Origin of the sequence: Aeromonas sp. R10-2 (assembly GCF_040908445.1) — a bacterium.
Classification (GTDB): Bacteria; Pseudomonadota; Gammaproteobacteria; order Enterobacterales; family Aeromonadaceae; genus Aeromonas; species Aeromonas veronii.
This window is the reverse complement of the sequence record NZ_JBFODS010000041.1, coordinates 33,550-48,116: the sequence shown is the minus strand read 5'-3', so window position 1 is coordinate 48,116 and position 14,567 is coordinate 33,550. Positions and strand designations below refer to the sequence as shown.

Below are 14,567 nucleotides of genomic sequence, written 5' to 3'. Positions count from 1 at the left end.
GGAGGCTTCAACATGGCAATCGTACAACCCAAATCAGTCAAATACCGGGTGTGGGCAACCCACCTGGTCATGTGGGGCTTCCTGGCGTTGATCATCTTCCCGTTGATCATGGTTATCGCCATCTCGTTCCGTAACGGTAACTTCGCGGTAGGGGAGATAATCCCCTCCAATCCGACCCTGGATCACTGGAAGCTGGCGCTGGGCATGTCTATCACCAACGCCGACGGCAGCATCACGCCGCCGCCGTTCCCGGTGCTGACCTGGTTGTGGAACTCCATCAAGATCGCCGGCATCACTGCCCTGATGATCGTGACGCTCTCCACCACCTGTGCTTACGCCTTTGCCCGCCTGCGCTTTCGTGGCAAGTCCACCATCCTGCAGGGCATGCTGATTTTCCAGATGTTCCCGGCAGTGCTGGCACTGGTAGCCATCTACGCGCTCTTTAACAAGATTGGTGACTACATCCCCTGGCTCGGTCTCAACACCCACGGTGGCCTGATCCTGGCGTACATGGGGGGTATTGCCCTCCACGTCTGGACCATCAAGGGCTACTTCGAGACCATCGACTCCTCCCTGGAGGAGGCGGCGGCCATCGACGGTGCAACCCCGTGGCAGGCATTCCGTCTGATCCTGTTGCCCCTGTCGGTACCCATCCTGGCGGTAGTGTTTATTCTGGCCTTTATCGGTTCCATTACCGAGGTGCCCATGGCCTCCATCCTGCTGCAGGATGTGAACAATCTGACCCTGGCGGTCGGGGCCCAGCAGTACCTCTATCCGCAGAACTATCTGTGGGGTGATTTCGCGGCGGCCGCAGTGCTCTCCGGTTTCCCCATCACAGTGGTCTTCCTGTTGGCACAGCGCTGGTTGGTTGGCGGTCTGACAGCTGGTGGTGTGAAAGGTTAAGTTTATGGCCGGGGGAGCTGACTCCCCCCGCTATCACGATTTGCAAAGATTCAAGAGCGGAGCTCGTCATGGCTGAAGTAGTACTCAACAACGTTCGCAAAAATTACGATCCGGCTGTTCACAAGGACACCCTGCGCAACATCAACCTCTCCATCAAGGAAGGGGAGTTCATCGTCTTCGTCGGCCCGTCCGGCTGTGGCAAATCCACCCTGCTGCGGATGATCGCGGGTCTGGAAGACATCACCAGCGGTGAGCTGACCATCGGCGGTCGCTACATGAACGACGTGCCGCCGGTAGAGCGCAACGTCGGCATGGTGTTCCAGTCCTACGCCCTTTATCCGCACATGAACATCTACGAGAACATGGCCTTTGGTCTGAAGCTCAAGAAGATGGACAAAGAGAACATCCACAAGCGGGTGATGCGCGCCGCCGAGATCCTGGGTCTCGAGCCGCTGCTGGACAGAAAGCCCAAGGCGCTCTCCGGTGGTCAGCGTCAGCGTGTCGCCATCGGTCGCTCCATCGTGCAGCAGCCGCAGGTGTTCCTGTTTGACGAACCGCTCTCCAACCTGGATGCCGCGCTGCGGGTCAAGATGCGGATCGAGATCGCCAAGCTGCACAAGGAGCTCAACTCCACCATCATCTATGTGACCCACGATCAGGTGGAAGCGATGACCCTGGCCGACAAGATTGTGGTGCTGAGCCCGCTCAAGGCCGAAGCTGCCACCAACCTGGAACAGTTCGGTTCACCGCTGGATCTCTACCACAACCCGGACAACAAGTTCGTGGCGGGCTTTATCGGCTCTCCCAAGATGAACTTCCTGGCGGGTGAGTTGCTGGAGATTGGAGAGCAGGAGTGCCTGGTCAAGTTGACCTCTGGCGATACCGTGCGGGCCCGGGTCGATGCCCGCAGTGGCGCTGTGGGTGACAAGGTGGAGCTGGGTATTCGCCCCGAGCACCTGATGCCGCTGGATCACCCCCATGCGCACAGCAAGGTGAGCGGGATCGTGCAGGTGGCCGAGCACCTGGGGGCCGAGTCCTTCGTTTATATGGATGTGGATGGTCACGACTTTACCGTCAAGGCCACCTCGGATGTGGATGTGGCGACCGGTCAGACCTACAGCGTGGGTATCCCGGCCGAAGCCTGCTACCTGTTCGATGCCAAGGAGCAGGCGTTCCCGCGCACGGCCAAATATATCCGTACCTGATTTTTGTTGTGCCGGTTTTCCTTTCTTAATAATCAATGCCTTTTTGCCGGTCGTCAGACCGGCTTTTTATTATCTGCTCGCCGCAAATGGCGAGTGTCTGTCAGGTCTCGAGGTCGGCGGTGATATCCGGTACGAAGTGCTGGCTGGTCAGGGGCGGGCGCTCATACCCTTCGGTCTTGATGGGGGGGAGGCTGATGGGCTCATAGTGTATCGCCTCATAGGGCACCTTGCCCAGCAGGTGGGAGATGCAGTTGAGGCGGGCACGGCGCTTGTCGTCCGCTTCTACCACGAACCAGGGGCAATCCTCGGTGTCGGTGTAGGTGAACATGTCATCCTTGGCGCGTGAGTACTCCACCCAGCGCGAGCGGGACTGCAAATCCATCGGGCTGAACTTCCAGCGCTTGATGGGGGTGTTGATCCGCTCCTTGAAGCGCTTCTCCTGCTCCTCATCGGAGACCGAGAACCAGTATTTGATCAGTGTGATGCCGGAGCGGATCAGCATTCGCTCAAACTCGGGGCAGGCGCGCAGAAACTCGCGATACTCGGCGTCGCTACAAAAGCTCATCACCCGCTCGACCCCGGCCCGGTTGTACCAGGAGCGGTCAAACAGCACCATCTCGCCAGCGGCGGGCAGGTGCGCCACATAACGCTGAAAGTACCATTGGGAGCGCTCACGATCGGAGGGTGCGGGCAGTGCCGTGACCCGGCAGACCCGGGGGTTTAGCGGCTCGGTGATCGCCTTGATGACGCCCCCCTTGCCAGCTGCGTCCCGTCCCTCGAACAGTACCACTACCTTCAACCCCTCCTGTTTGACCCACTCCTGGAGCTTGACCAGCTCCTCCTGCAGATGGGCAAGGTGGTGCTCATAGCATTTCTTGTCCAGACGTGGCCGCTTCTTGCTCTTGTCCTTCGGCATCTTCTTCTCCTTTTTGAGTCCCTTCTTGCCGTCACTTCAGCTTGCACCAGGGAGAGTCGACTGCCAAGTAGGACGTGTTACACTGCCGCCCCGTTAGTTGGCAACAGAAGCCAACATGAAGCCATTTATGGCTATGGTGATTTGCACTGCCGTCTAATCATCAGAAGTTGGCAACAGGAGAGAACATGAAGCAATTTATGGACATCGCGGGTCGCCGGATGGCCTATCTGGATGAAGGGCAAGGGCCGGTGCTGCTGTTTGGCCATAGCTACCTGTGGGACAGCGCCATGTGGGCACCGCAAATCGAGGCGCTCAAGGGTAGTTATCGCTGCATCGTTCCCGAGCTGTGGGGCCACGGCGATTCCGACCTGCTCCCCGACGGTGGCTGCACCCTGGCGACGCTGGCGCGGGATCATCTGGCGCTGCTCGATGCCCTCGGGGTTGACGAGTTCGTGCTGGTGGGCCTCTCCATCGGTGGCATGTGGGGTGTGGAACTGGCGCGCATGGCCCCAGCTCGCCTCAAGGGACTGGTGCTGATGGACAGTTTCGTTGGCCTCGAACCGCAGATTACCTGCGAACGCTACCTCGGCATGCTGGCGATGATCGAGCAGCTCGGCACCATTCCGGCGCCCATCGTCGAACAGGTGGCGCCGCTCTTTTTTGCCAATCAGCCCGATGAAGCGCTGATGAGCGGTTTCAAGGCGCGCCTTGCCGCCTGGCCAAAGGATAAGATCGCCGCCATGGTGGCGGTGGGGCGTAGTTTTGTGACCCGCGAAGATCGCATCGAGTGGCTGGAGGAGATCACCACTCCCGCGCTGGTGATGACCGGCTGCGAAGACAAAGCCCGTCCAGTGCTGGAGGGCTATCTGATGGCCGAGGTGCTGGGTTGCCCGTTCAAGGAGATCCCGGCGGCTGGCCACATCTCGTCGCTGGAAAATCCGGCCTTCGTTAATCAGCAACTGAGCGAATTTCTGGCTGCGCTATAAGTCTGAATTGGCAGCCTGACGATGGTTGTGAAAAAGGGAGCCGAGGGCTCCCTTTTGTTTGGTCTTGTTTCACAACTCCTCAGCGTTACCAGATATAGCCGAGGGCAAATCCTGCGTATAGTTCGCCATCGTGCTGGACGATGGGGCTGTTTTTGATGTCCCGATCATACCATTCGTAGTTCATGGCAAACATGCCAATCCAGTTGGGGCTGAAGCGGTAACTGGTGATGAGGGCCGCCATCGGGGATAGGGTGGTACCGGTATCCCAAGCGGGCCGCTGGGCGGTTGCCTCGCTCTCGGAGATGCCGCCGAAGTAGTAGTTGGCCATCTTGTCGCTGCGCAGCATCACCCCCATCCCCGGCATGATCAGCAGGTTGTCGCGCAGTATGGGGAAGTCGGCCCACAGCAGCAGCTCCTGCCCCTTGCTGCGACTGGTGACATCGCTGTTGGCCCGCACGGTCAGCAGGGCGTAGGGGGTGATGATGTTGCCACCGATCCCGCCTTCCAACTGCCATTTGCGCTGTTCCATGCCAGTAAAGGCCGGAGAATCCTCGGGATCCAGATTGCCAAAACGGACCCGGCCATAGCCATACAGGGCCACGTTCTCATCTTTGTGGAAGTAGTAGCGCGCCCGATCGCCGAGAAACATGAATTGCTTGCCGAAGTAGATAAAGCCCGGGATGGCGTAGGCGGCATTATCCTGCGCCTCGTAGCGGGCCTGTCCCCCGATGAGCGCCGCACCGGCGACAAAGCCTTGTGGCACCGGGCTGGTGGGACTGTCGCTGGTGAGCAGATCCATGGCGCCAAGGTCGATATCGGCGCGGGCGGGCAGGGCGGCAGTGAAGAGCAGGGCCGTCAGCCCTGCCGCTCTGATTTGACGAAGAAAGGTCATGGACACTCCGTTGTCACTATTGCATGGGAAGTGGGTTATTTTGCGGCGCTCGGCAGATCTTCGCGTTTTGGCCAGGCATTGATCACTGCCTTGACCAGGGTGGCGAGGGGAATGGCGAAGAAGACTCCCCAGAATCCCCACAAGCCGCCGAAGACCAGCACGGCGATGATGATGGCCACCGGATGGAGGTTGACCGCTTCCGAGAAAAGCACCGGCACCAGCAGGTTGCCATCGAGAGCCTGAATGACCAGATAGGCCACCATCAGCCAGGCGAACTCGGGGGTGAGCCCCCACTGGAACAGGGCGACCATGGCGACCGGTACGGTCACCACGGCGGCGCCGATATAGGGGATCAGCACAGAGAAGCCGACCGCGACTGCCAGCAGCACCGAATAGCGCAGCCCCATCAGGGCGAAGGGAACATAGGTGGCGATGCCGACGATAAGGATTTCGATCACCTTGCCGCGGATGTAGTTGATGATCTGGTTGTTCATCTCGACCCACACCCGGTTGACCAGGGTGCGGTTGCGCGGCAGGAAGCGGCGTAGGCTACCCATCAAGACCCGCTTGTCCTTGAGCATAAAGAAGACCATCAGCGGCACCAGAATGAGGTAGATCATGATGGCGACCACGTTGACCAGCGAACTGAGGGAGGCGCTTACCAGATGCTCGCCGCCACTGAGGATGCGCTGGCGAATATTGTCGATGACGGTCTCCACCAGACTGACGTCGATGAGCTCGGGGTATTTGTCAGGCAGGGTGCGTACATAATCCTGAGCGTGGGTCAGCATGGCCGGCGCCTCTTTGGCCAGATTGATCCCCTGACTGACCAGCGTCGGGATAAGACCCAGCAAGGAGGCCACTGCTACCGCAATAAAGAGGATCAGAATGACGCTGGTGGCCAGGGTGCGCGACAGCCCCGCTTTTTGCAGCCGGGCGACCGGCCACTCCAGCAGATAGGCCATTACCAGTGCCACCAGCAGGGGGGCCAGCAGATCGCCAAACAGCCAGATGATGGTGAAGCAGAACACCAGCAACAGGAACAGGGTAACGGCATCGGGATCGGAAAAACGGGTCTGATACCAGCGCTTCAATACTTCTAACATGACGGCATCCTTACATCACTGGGGCTCAAGATGGTTGTTTCGCCCCGACAACCAACTGCAAAGAGAGGGTTTTGTCCGCTTCTTGCTGCACCTCGACATGGTGGCCCTGACGGTGCAGATAGGCCGGAATATCCTGCCGGGAGCCCGTATCGGCCAGTCGTATGGTGACGGTTTGACCGCTTTTGGCCTCCCTTAACCAGAGCTTGAGCCGGATCAGCGGCTCGGGGCAACGCCAGGGGGTCAGGTCGAGAACTTCCATGGGGGCTCCATCAGGCAGGTGGCCGCTATTATGGCCGTGATAAGAGCATGAAACAACGCTTGTAGCCCTTGATGGGCAAGGGTATTCTGCCGAGGCCCTTTCTGATGGAGATAGATATAACGTGGCACGTTTTTCCCCCCTGATGGCATCGCTTCCCCTGCTGGCTTCCCTGATGGGCGCCACGTTTCATGCCGAGGCCAACAATCAGCTTCCCGACATCGGCACGGCCGGGGTTGCTGCCCTGCCCATCGAGCAGGAAGTGCGTTACGGCAACGCCTTTATGCGCTTTGCCCGTGCGGGTTTGCCGATCATCGATGATCCGGTGCTGAGCCAGTACATTGACGATCTGGGTCAGCGACTGCTGACCAACGCCGATGGGGTGCGTTTCCCGTTTACCTTCTTCCTCATCAATGATCCCAGCATCAACGCGGCCGCCTTCCTCGGCGGGCGAGTCAAGGTGCACACCGGCCTCTTCCTCTACGCCGACAGCGAGAGCGAGCTGGCCTCGGTACTGGCCCACGAAATCACCCACGTGACCCAGCGCCATATCGCCCGTTATATGGAGGCGCAGGCGAGCAGCTCGGCGGTGACCCTGGCCGGTCTGGTGGGCTCCATCGCGCTGGCAGTGATCAACCCGACTGCCGGTATCGCCGCGCTGCAGACCACGCTGGGCCTCTCCATGCAGTCGGCCATCAACTACACCCGCGACAACGAATACGAAGCGGACCGGATCGGCATGAAGACCCTCTACGATGCCGGTTTCGATCCCATGGGGATGGCCAACTTCTTCCAGAAACTGGCTGCCGAATACCGTTACGCCAGCAAGCCGCCGGAGATGCTGCTCACTCACCCGCTGCCGGAGACCCGGATCAGCGAGGCCCGCGCTCGGGCGGGCAGCTATGGTCGCCGCGACTTGCCGCCCAGTCTCGACTTCTGGCTGGCCAAGGTGCGGATTCAGGTGCGTTTTGGTACCGATACCCCGCAGGGGCTGCTGAGCTACTTCGATAGCCGGATCCAGAAGGGGGATTATCCGCTCAAGGATGCCGCCATCTATGGCAAGGCGCTGGCGCTGATCCAGCTCAAGCGCACAGACGAGGCGGATACCTTGATGCAGGAGCTGGCGGCCCGTCATCCGGAAGATCTCTTTATCGTCGATGCTCAGACCGACATCGATCTGGCCAAGGGGCGCAGTGCCCAGGCCATCGCGCGCCTCGAGAAGTTCCGCAGCCGGATGCCGGATAACGAAGTTGTGGTGGTCAACCTCGGAAACGCCTACCTCGAGAGCGGCAACTACAAGAAGTCCATCGCCATCCTCGACCCTTATGCCCGCGCCCATGAGGAGAACAATCTGGCCTGGAACCTGTTGGCCGATGCCTATCGCAAGGCGGGCAGAATGACCGAGCTGCATATGGCGCGGGCCGAGATGCTCGCACTGCGCGGGGATTATCAGGCGGCCATCGACGAGCTGATCGTGGCACGCGGTACCACCAGCGACCGGATGACCCTGGCTCGTCTGGAGGCGCGCATCACCGAGCTGGAGCGGGCCAAGAAGGATCTCGACAGCCTCAAGGGCTAACGAAACCTGGCATTGACCTATCAAACAAGGGCGCACCACGGTGCGCCCTTGTTGTTTATGGCGGTGGCGTTGATGTGGGGGACGGTGATAGCAGCGATGGGCTAGTGACTTATGCTGCTGGCGGTCGCCTTGAGCATCTCGATCTGCTGCTGGTCGAGCTCGCCGACCAGCGTTTGCTTGAGCTTGCCCTCGCTATCGAGCAGATAGCTGGTAGGCAGGCCGCTTGGGCGAGGGAAGGGGAGCCTGGCATCTTCATTGGCAATAAGGAGGGGCACCTTGATGTGATACTGCGCAGCCAGCTTGTCCAGCTCTGCTGGCGTGGTCGGGTCGTAGTTGATGGCCACCACTGTGATCTGGCCCTCCGCTGCCAGCCGGTTGAGGTGCGGCATCTCCCGCAGGCAGGGGGCGCACCAGGGGGCGAAGTAGTTGATCAAGAGCGGCTTGCCTCCAAAATGATGCAAGCTGACCGACTGCCCTGTGGCATCGGTAAATTCGGGGGCGGGCGTGCAGGCGCCCAGCATGCCAGCCACAATCAGCCAACAAATTCGTTTCAATTCCTTTCCACTGCCGCTTACCCTGACCATCACTTTCCCCTACAATAGCGCCGTTTCTAGTCCCATCTTGCGATTAATCAGGGAGTTACCATGAGCGAGACCCAAATCTACCACAATCCGCGCTGCTCCAAGAGTCGCGAAACCCTGGCTCTGCTGGAACAGCACGGGATCGCCCCTGATGTGGTGCTCTATCTGGAGCAGGCCCCGAGCGAAGATGAGATCCGCAACCTGCTCTCTCTGCTCGGTTTTAGCGATCCCCGCCAGCTGATGCGCACCAAGGAGGATCTCTACAAGGAGCTGGGATTGGCCGATGTCAGCGGTGATGCCCTTATTCGCGCCATGCACCAGCATCCCAAGCTGATCGAGCGCCCTATCGTCATCAAGAATGGTCAGGCCCGCATTGGTCGCCCACCGGAGCAGGTGCTGGAGATCCTCAAGTGAGCACCCGCTTTGCCCGTCTGCTGACTCTGGTCGGCTTCTTCGGCCTGCTGGGCTGGGTCATCCTCTGGCATCTGTGGTTATCACCCCATCCGGACCTCAACCCCTGGCTGCTGCCGGTGATCTGGACGGTGCCGCTGCTCTTCCCTCTCAAGGGGATAGTGCAGGGCAACCCCTACACCCACGCCTGGGGCAACTTCGTGTTGATGCCCTATTTCCTCCACGCCCTCACCCTGATCACCACGGATGAGGGGGAGCGGTGGCTGGCGGTGGTGGAACTGCTGTTCACCACTCTCGCTTTTGTCGGCACCATCTATTACGCCCGACTGCGTGGTCGGGAGCTGGGCTTAAGCATTCGCAAAAAGAAAGACGAAGCCAACTGATGACAAATGCCCCGCAAGGGGCTTTTTTTATGGGGAAGCTACTTTATCCAGAGGGATCACGGTGCCCCTTGGGCTGCCCGATATTGGGCCAGCTGCTGCTGGCTAAAGTCCATCAGCTGGGGATAGAAGCGCAGAAATCCCGCCTCGCATGTTTGCCACTGCGACTCATCGAGGGTCAGCAGCGCCTCTCCCAGTTGTACCGGGCGGCGCAGTCGGCGACCTATGCCATTTAGCGCTTGCCCCAGCCCCTCCCTGTGGCGGTAGGAGGCGATCCAGTTCTGCTCGGCCATCCGTTTGAGGGGGAGTGGCAGTCCGTCCGGCAGGCGTGGGTGATCCGCCAATAGCTGCTCATAACTGCGTTGCAGGAAGCGGGGCAGGGGCTCGGTGCTGAACAGTCCCCAGTGCAGGCTCAGCCAGTGGTCGTAGATCATATCAACCACTATGCCGCCAAAGCGGCGCCAGGGGGCCTCGAAACAGGCGACGGCCGCCTTGTGCTCGGGGTGGCTGTCGGTGAAAGCGTCAATTTTGCGGTGTAGCCAGATCCCCTCATCGAAGTGGGCGGCAAGCCCCGTGGGCAGCGTGCCTTTGACGAAATCGCCGAGCAGATTGCCGGTGAGAGAGCTTCGGGTGTGGGCAGCCAGATGGAGATGGGCCAGAAAATTCATCGGTCGCTGTGGGTCTGTTATGGGATGGCAAGGTGCTTCGAGCCTAACGGATCCCGCTCGCCTTGACCATGATCGGGATTTTGCTACTGCCCTGTGGCTGCCTATTGCCGGGCAAAATTCGGGCGTGCTAAGGTGATGCTATCTTTGTCACAGGACGCGACAAACCACCATGATGCGCAAAGCCAGAGGCTTTTTTCTGGCCTTCTACTTCAAGCCTTTCTATCTCTCCGAGTGGTTCGACGAATAGATCGAACCCCTGGAGCAGTTCACTGACGCCCGCTCGGGCGTGATCTCGCTCATCCAGATTTTGCCGCTTTTGGTCATCGCATGCATTCGCCTGCGGTGCCTTGTCCGCGCTTGTGCGCTTTTTATGTAATGGAGTACTCAAGATGAAGATCAGACTGACCCTCTCAGCCCTGTTTGTTGCCAGCCTGCTGGCCACCCCCGCCATGGCCAAGGAGTGGAAAACCGTGCGTTTCGGGGTGGAGGGGGCCTACCCGCCCTTCTCCTGGACCGATGCGTCGGGCGAGATCAAGGGGTTTGATATCGATCTCGCCAACGCCCTGTGTCAGCAGATGGTGGTCAAGTGCGAGCTGGTGGCGCAGGATTGGGACGGCATGATCCCGGCCCTGCTGTCGCGCAAATACGACGCCATCATCGCCGCCATGTCGATCACCGACGAGCGGCGCCAGAAGGTCGACTTCACCGAGAAATATGCCCATATTCCCAATCGCTTTGTGGCGGCCAAGGGGACCGAGCTGACGCTGACCCCGGAAGGCATGGCGGGCAAGCGCATCGGGGTGCAGCGGGCCACCACCCACGACAAGTACCTGACCGACAATTTTGGCTCGAATGTCACCATCGTCCGTTACGGCAATGCCGATGAGGCCTATCTCGATCTGAAGGCGGGTCGGGTGCTGGCCCTGCTGGCCGATGCCTCTGCCATTGAGCAGGGGCTCCTTGGCAAAGAGGGGGGCGACAAGTTCGACTATGTGGGGCCCGCTCTGACCGATCGCCAGTGGTTTGGTGATGGGATGGGGATCGCCGTGCGCAAGAGCGATAAGGAGCTCAAGGGCAAGCTGGACGAGGCGATCAAGGCCCTGCGTGCCAACGGCACCTATCAGCAGATCAACCAGAAGTACTTCAAGTACGATATATATGGTGGTTGACGGGGGGAGGGAGCTTGCTCCCTCTCTTTTCATTGGGCAAGCGACAATCGTGCAAGGAGGATCGCCATGTTGACCCTGATCGAGGGGGCCGAGATCTTCAGCCCTACCCACCTTGGCCAGCAGGATCTGCTGGTGGCCGATGGCCGTATCGCCTGGATGGGCAAGGGGTTGACGGTGCCCGCAAACTGGCCGCTGCATCGGGTCGATGGTCGTGGCCGCTATCTGGTACCCGGGCTGGTGGATCCGCTGGCCCATATCACCGGCGGCGGCGGGGAGGGGGGCTTTGCCTTTCGCACCCCTGAGCTGGCGGCGAGCGAGGCGCTCAAGGCCGGCGTCACTACCCTGGTGGCGGCGCTTGGCACCGACAGCCTGACCCGCACTCCCGCGCAGGAGCTCGGCAAGGTGCGCGAGTTTCGCGCCGCCGGGGTGAGCGCCTTTATGTATACCGGCTCTTACCATCTGCCGGTCAAGACCCTGACCGGCACGGTGGAGTCGGACATCATCCTGATCCCCGAGGTATTGGGGGTGGGGGAGGTGGCCATCAGCGACCACAGATCCAGTGCGCCGACCCACGACGAGCTGGCCAGGCTTGCCAGCGAGGCGCGAGTGGCCGGGCTGCTTGCGGGCAAGAGCGGGGTCAGCTTCTTTCATGTCGGGGATGGCAAGGGGGCATTGGCCCCCCTGCGGGCCCTGCGCGATGAGACCGACATTCCGCTGCGCCAGCTCTATCCCACTCACTGCAACCGCAACCCCTGGCTCTTTGCCGAGGCCATCGAGTGGGGCAAGGCGGGAGGTTGGGTCGACCTCACCACCTCGAGCTTTCCCGATCTGCTGGAGGATGGCGAGCGGCTTGCCGCCGATGCGCTTCTCGAGCTGCTGGCCGCCAATGTGCCTGTCGAGCGCATCACCTTCAGCTCGGATGCCAACGCCAGCCTGCCCCGCTTTGATGGCGAAGGGCGGCTAATCGAGATGCGCTGCGGCCAGATTGCCAGCCTGTGGCAGCAGTGCGTGCGCGCGACCCAACTCGGTGTCTCGCTGGAGAGGGCGTTGGCCGTGGTGACGAGCAATCCGGCGCAGGCGCTGGGGCTTGGCAGCAAGGGGCGTATCGGGGTCGGGCAGGATGCGGATCTGCTGCTGGTGCACGACCGGACGTTTGCTATCGAAAGGGTGATGAGCGGCGGCCTGTGGCGCGAATAAGGCTGTGGGCAATATCGCAGCCAGTGCGAGTGCGTGGTTGCTCCAAACAGCAAAAGCCCGACAACAAGGTCGGGCTTTTTTATCTGCAATGTGGGAATAAGGCTTAGATCGCCAGAAACCCGAGGATCAGGATGGGGCCGAGCAGGCTCAGGATAAAGCCGGAGACAATGGCCACCGGCACCACCTGAATGCCCCCTGATTTCTGGATGACCGGCAGGGTGAAGTCCAGCGCCGTGGCGCCGCCGTAACCGATGGCCGCCGAGGGGTGGCGTCGCATCAGGACCGGGATGATCAGAATGGCGATAAGCTCACGCCCAAGATCGTTGATAAAGGCAGCAGAACCGAGCACCGGCCCCAGTTTGTCGGCCACCAGAATGCCGGAGAGCGAATACCAGCCGAAGCTCGAGCTCATCGCCAGACCATGGGCAAAGGGCATGCCCAGCAATTGGGCCGCCAGCAGGCTACCCAGCCAGCTGCTGAGGATGACGGTGGCGGCGATTTTCATCCCCCAGGGGTTGAGCAGGATCTGGCGCAGCCGCATGCCGGAGTTGCGCATCTGCACCCCGATGAGAAACAGCAGCAGCATCAGGGCCCACTCGCTCCACTTGTCGATGGGCAGGGCGCGCAGATCCACCAGTAGACCCAGCAGCACACCGCCGAGCACCACAAAGCAGAGCTGCAGGGATTCCCACAGCAGGTGTAGCTTGCTCGGCATCTTGGTATCGCTCGCCTCATGGGTCGGCGGCGTGCGCTTGTCGAGCCACCAGAGGGCCAGCAGGTTGCAGATCGTGATCGCGGTGAGCATCACCCCGGCGACCTTGAAGATCACCGCCAGATTGCTGCCCAGGTTCTCCACATAGGCAAGCCCGAGCCCCATCAGAAACAGAATGAGGTAGACCATCTTGCCCAGACTCTGGTTGACCAGCTTGATCAGCCGGGCAGAGGAGAGGGGAACCAGATAGCCGATTGCCAGTGGCAACAGGATCAGCAACACATTGAGCAGCATCGAGGCCTCGATCACAAAAACTGATAAAAACACCACCTTATCATTACTTATTGGCTCTGTGTCACATATCTCTCGCTTTCATGGCCAAAAACAGCCCTTTTGGGGGCAGATTGTTACTTTTTTGCCACAACCTCTCTGTTTGATAAGGTTCTGTGCGAGCCCGAGTGCACCAATGAAATCAAGTTGATCCAATCGGGGGGCCGATATTTCGCTCGGCAAGGGGGTGCATAAAGCCATTTTGGTGCCGGGTTGGCACACATCACGCTTTTCTCTTGCCACTGATATGATTGGGGTATAAAAAGGCGGTATCGGAATAGCCATTGAAACGGCTGTTTATGCAAACAAAGTGCTGAAAAATACGCAAAGAGCGAATAAAAATAGAGCGAATCCCCTGAAGACCCTCGTTCTGTATTGTTTTTTCACTATCCGGGTGATATTTTCGCTGAAGGTTGCCATCGGTTAACTTTTTGTTAAATGGACGATGGTTGAGTCACGCCCCCTGCGGCGTCTAGGGACAGACAAGGTTGTAATGGATGAGCGACGTTGCCGCACTGGAAGTACGTGATCTGCACAAATATTTTGGCACCCACGAAGTGCTCAAGGGCATCGACATGACCGCCCACAAGGGTGATGTGATCTCCCTTATCGGCTCCTCCGGTTCGGGGAAGTCGACCTTTCTTCGCTGTATCAATCTGCTCGAAACCCCCTCATCCGGCACCGTCTCGCTCCATGGCGAGCTGATCCGGATGAAAACCAGCCGCGCCGGCGAGCGGTTGCCCGAGGATATGCGTCAGGTTGAGCGGATCCGCAGCCGGCTGGCCATGGTGTTTCAAAGTTTCAATCTCTGGTCACACATGACCATCATGCAGAACATCATCGAAGTGCCGATCCAGGTGCTCAAGGTGCCTCGCGCCGAAGCTCTGGCCAAGGCAGAGCAACTGCTCAACCGGGTTGGACTCTGGGAGCGGCGTGACTACTATCCCGGCCACCTCTCCGGTGGTCAGCAGCAGCGGGCCGCTATTGCCCGTGCGCTGGCGGTAGAGCCCGAGGTGATGCTGTTTGACGAACCCACCTCGGCGCTGGATCCCGAGCTGGTGGGGGAGGTGCTCGGCCTGATGCGCGAGCTGGCTGAAGAGGGGCGCACCATGCTGGTGGTGACCCACGAGATGTCGTTTGCCCGGGATGTATCGAACAAGGTGATGTTTCTGCATCAGGGGCGGGTGGAAGAGGAGGGCAACCCCAAGGAGATTTTCGCCCATCCCAAATCCGAGCGGTTCAAGCAATTCATCTCCTCCATCTACTGATGGCGGGA

Annotated in this window: 16 protein-coding genes; 9 read left to right on the top strand and 7 right to left on the bottom strand. The window is 59.9% G+C overall.

Annotated elements, in window-relative coordinates; translation table 11 throughout:
- The first annotated feature begins 12 nt into the window (after positions 1-12).
- Positions 13-903 (top strand): maltose ABC transporter permease MalG, encoded by an 891-nt coding sequence (malG, locus tag AB5Y97_RS10170; protein WP_005333868.1) that lies wholly within the window; start codon positions 13-15, stop codon positions 901-903.
- A 68-nt stretch (positions 904-971) separates the two neighbouring features.
- Complete coding sequence (locus tag AB5Y97_RS10165) at positions 972-2,108, top strand: ABC transporter ATP-binding protein (RefSeq protein WP_005333867.1); 1,137 nt, start codon at positions 972-974, stop codon at positions 2,106-2,108.
- Between the two features lie 100 nt (positions 2,109-2,208).
- On the opposite strand, the gene ppk2 is transcribed toward AB5Y97_RS10165, so the two are convergent.
- Positions 2,209-3,024 (bottom strand): polyphosphate kinase 2, encoded by an 816-nt coding sequence (ppk2, locus tag AB5Y97_RS10160; protein WP_368157798.1) that lies wholly within the window; start codon positions 3,022-3,024, stop codon positions 2,209-2,211.
- A 185-nt stretch (positions 3,025-3,209) separates the two neighbouring features.
- Here ppk2 and AB5Y97_RS10155 point away from each other — a divergent pair, with 185 nt between their 5' ends.
- Positions 3,210-4,010 (top strand): alpha/beta fold hydrolase, encoded by an 801-nt coding sequence (locus AB5Y97_RS10155; protein ID WP_368157796.1) that lies wholly within the window; start codon positions 3,210-3,212, stop codon positions 4,008-4,010.
- Between the two features lie 85 nt (positions 4,011-4,095).
- Here the strand turns inward: AB5Y97_RS10155 and AB5Y97_RS10150 are convergent, their stop codons facing one another.
- From AB5Y97_RS10150 to AB5Y97_RS10140, 3 genes are read right to left on the bottom strand one after another with little or no spacing between them, the layout of a single operon-like run.
- Positions 4,096-4,902: a MipA/OmpV family protein gene (locus tag AB5Y97_RS10150; RefSeq protein ID WP_368157794.1), complete on the bottom strand. Its 807-nt coding sequence runs from the start codon at positions 4,900-4,902 to the stop codon at positions 4,096-4,098.
- Between the two features lie 35 nt (positions 4,903-4,937).
- Positions 4,938-6,008 carry an AI-2E family transporter gene (locus AB5Y97_RS10145; RefSeq protein ID WP_317102211.1) on the bottom strand — a complete coding sequence of 357 codons (1,071 nt, stop codon included), beginning with the start codon at positions 6,006-6,008 and terminating at the stop codon, positions 4,938-4,940.
- Positions 6,009-6,033: 25 nt separating this feature from the next.
- Positions 6,034-6,267, bottom strand: coding sequence for a sulfurtransferase TusA family protein (locus AB5Y97_RS10140; RefSeq protein WP_201945435.1), 234 nt, complete (start codon positions 6,265-6,267; stop codon positions 6,034-6,036).
- 121 nt (positions 6,268-6,388) lie between these two features.
- On the opposite strand from AB5Y97_RS10140, the gene AB5Y97_RS10135 reads away from it, so the two are divergent.
- Entirely contained in the window at positions 6,389-7,843 is a 1,455-nt protein-coding gene (locus tag AB5Y97_RS10135) for a M48 family metalloprotease (RefSeq protein WP_005333848.1), read from the top strand.
- Between the two features lie 101 nt (positions 7,844-7,944).
- Here the strand turns inward: AB5Y97_RS10135 and AB5Y97_RS10130 are convergent, their stop codons facing one another.
- A complete protein-coding gene (locus AB5Y97_RS10130) occupies positions 7,945-8,427 on the bottom strand; it encodes a TlpA disulfide reductase family protein (RefSeq protein WP_201945434.1) in 483 nt (160 codons plus the stop codon).
- 60 nt (positions 8,428-8,487) lie between these two features.
- Here AB5Y97_RS10130 and arsC point away from each other — a divergent pair, with 60 nt between their 5' ends.
- Entirely contained in the window at positions 8,488-8,838 is a 351-nt protein-coding gene (arsC, locus tag AB5Y97_RS10125; protein ID WP_042657676.1) for an arsenate reductase (glutaredoxin), read from the top strand.
- Positions 8,835-9,218: a DUF2069 domain-containing protein gene (locus tag AB5Y97_RS10120; protein WP_075112724.1), complete on the top strand. Its 384-nt coding sequence runs from the start codon at positions 8,835-8,837 to the stop codon at positions 9,216-9,218. The genes arsC and AB5Y97_RS10120 overlap by 4 nt, the downstream gene beginning before the upstream one ends.
- A gap of 56 nt (positions 9,219-9,274) precedes the next feature.
- Here the strand turns inward: AB5Y97_RS10120 and AB5Y97_RS10115 are convergent, their stop codons facing one another.
- Positions 9,275-9,883, bottom strand: a complete 609-nt coding sequence (locus AB5Y97_RS10115; protein WP_201945433.1) for an ACP phosphodiesterase — start codon at positions 9,881-9,883, stop codon at positions 9,275-9,277.
- 389 nt (positions 9,884-10,272) lie between these two features.
- Between AB5Y97_RS10115 and AB5Y97_RS10110 the strand changes: the two genes are divergently transcribed.
- Both AB5Y97_RS10110 and iadA read left to right on the top strand, forming a co-directional pair.
- Positions 10,273-11,052 (top strand): ABC transporter substrate-binding protein, encoded by a 780-nt coding sequence (locus AB5Y97_RS10110; RefSeq protein ID WP_159143548.1) that lies wholly within the window; start codon positions 10,273-10,275, stop codon positions 11,050-11,052.
- Between the two features lie 66 nt (positions 11,053-11,118).
- Positions 11,119-12,249, top strand: a complete 1,131-nt coding sequence (gene iadA, locus AB5Y97_RS10105; RefSeq protein ID WP_201945431.1) for a beta-aspartyl-peptidase — start codon at positions 11,119-11,121, stop codon at positions 12,247-12,249.
- Between the two features lie 103 nt (positions 12,250-12,352).
- Here iadA and AB5Y97_RS10100 read toward each other — a convergent pair whose 3' ends face one another.
- Complete coding sequence (locus AB5Y97_RS10100; protein ID WP_201945662.1) at positions 12,353-13,255, bottom strand: lysine exporter LysO family protein; 903 nt, start codon at positions 13,253-13,255, stop codon at positions 12,353-12,355.
- Between the two features lie 533 nt (positions 13,256-13,788).
- Between AB5Y97_RS10100 and AB5Y97_RS10095 the strand changes: the two genes are divergently transcribed.
- Complete coding sequence (locus AB5Y97_RS10095; protein ID WP_005337310.1) at positions 13,789-14,559, top strand: ABC transporter ATP-binding protein; 771 nt, start codon at positions 13,789-13,791, stop codon at positions 14,557-14,559.
- Positions 14,560-14,567 lie beyond the last annotated feature (8 nt).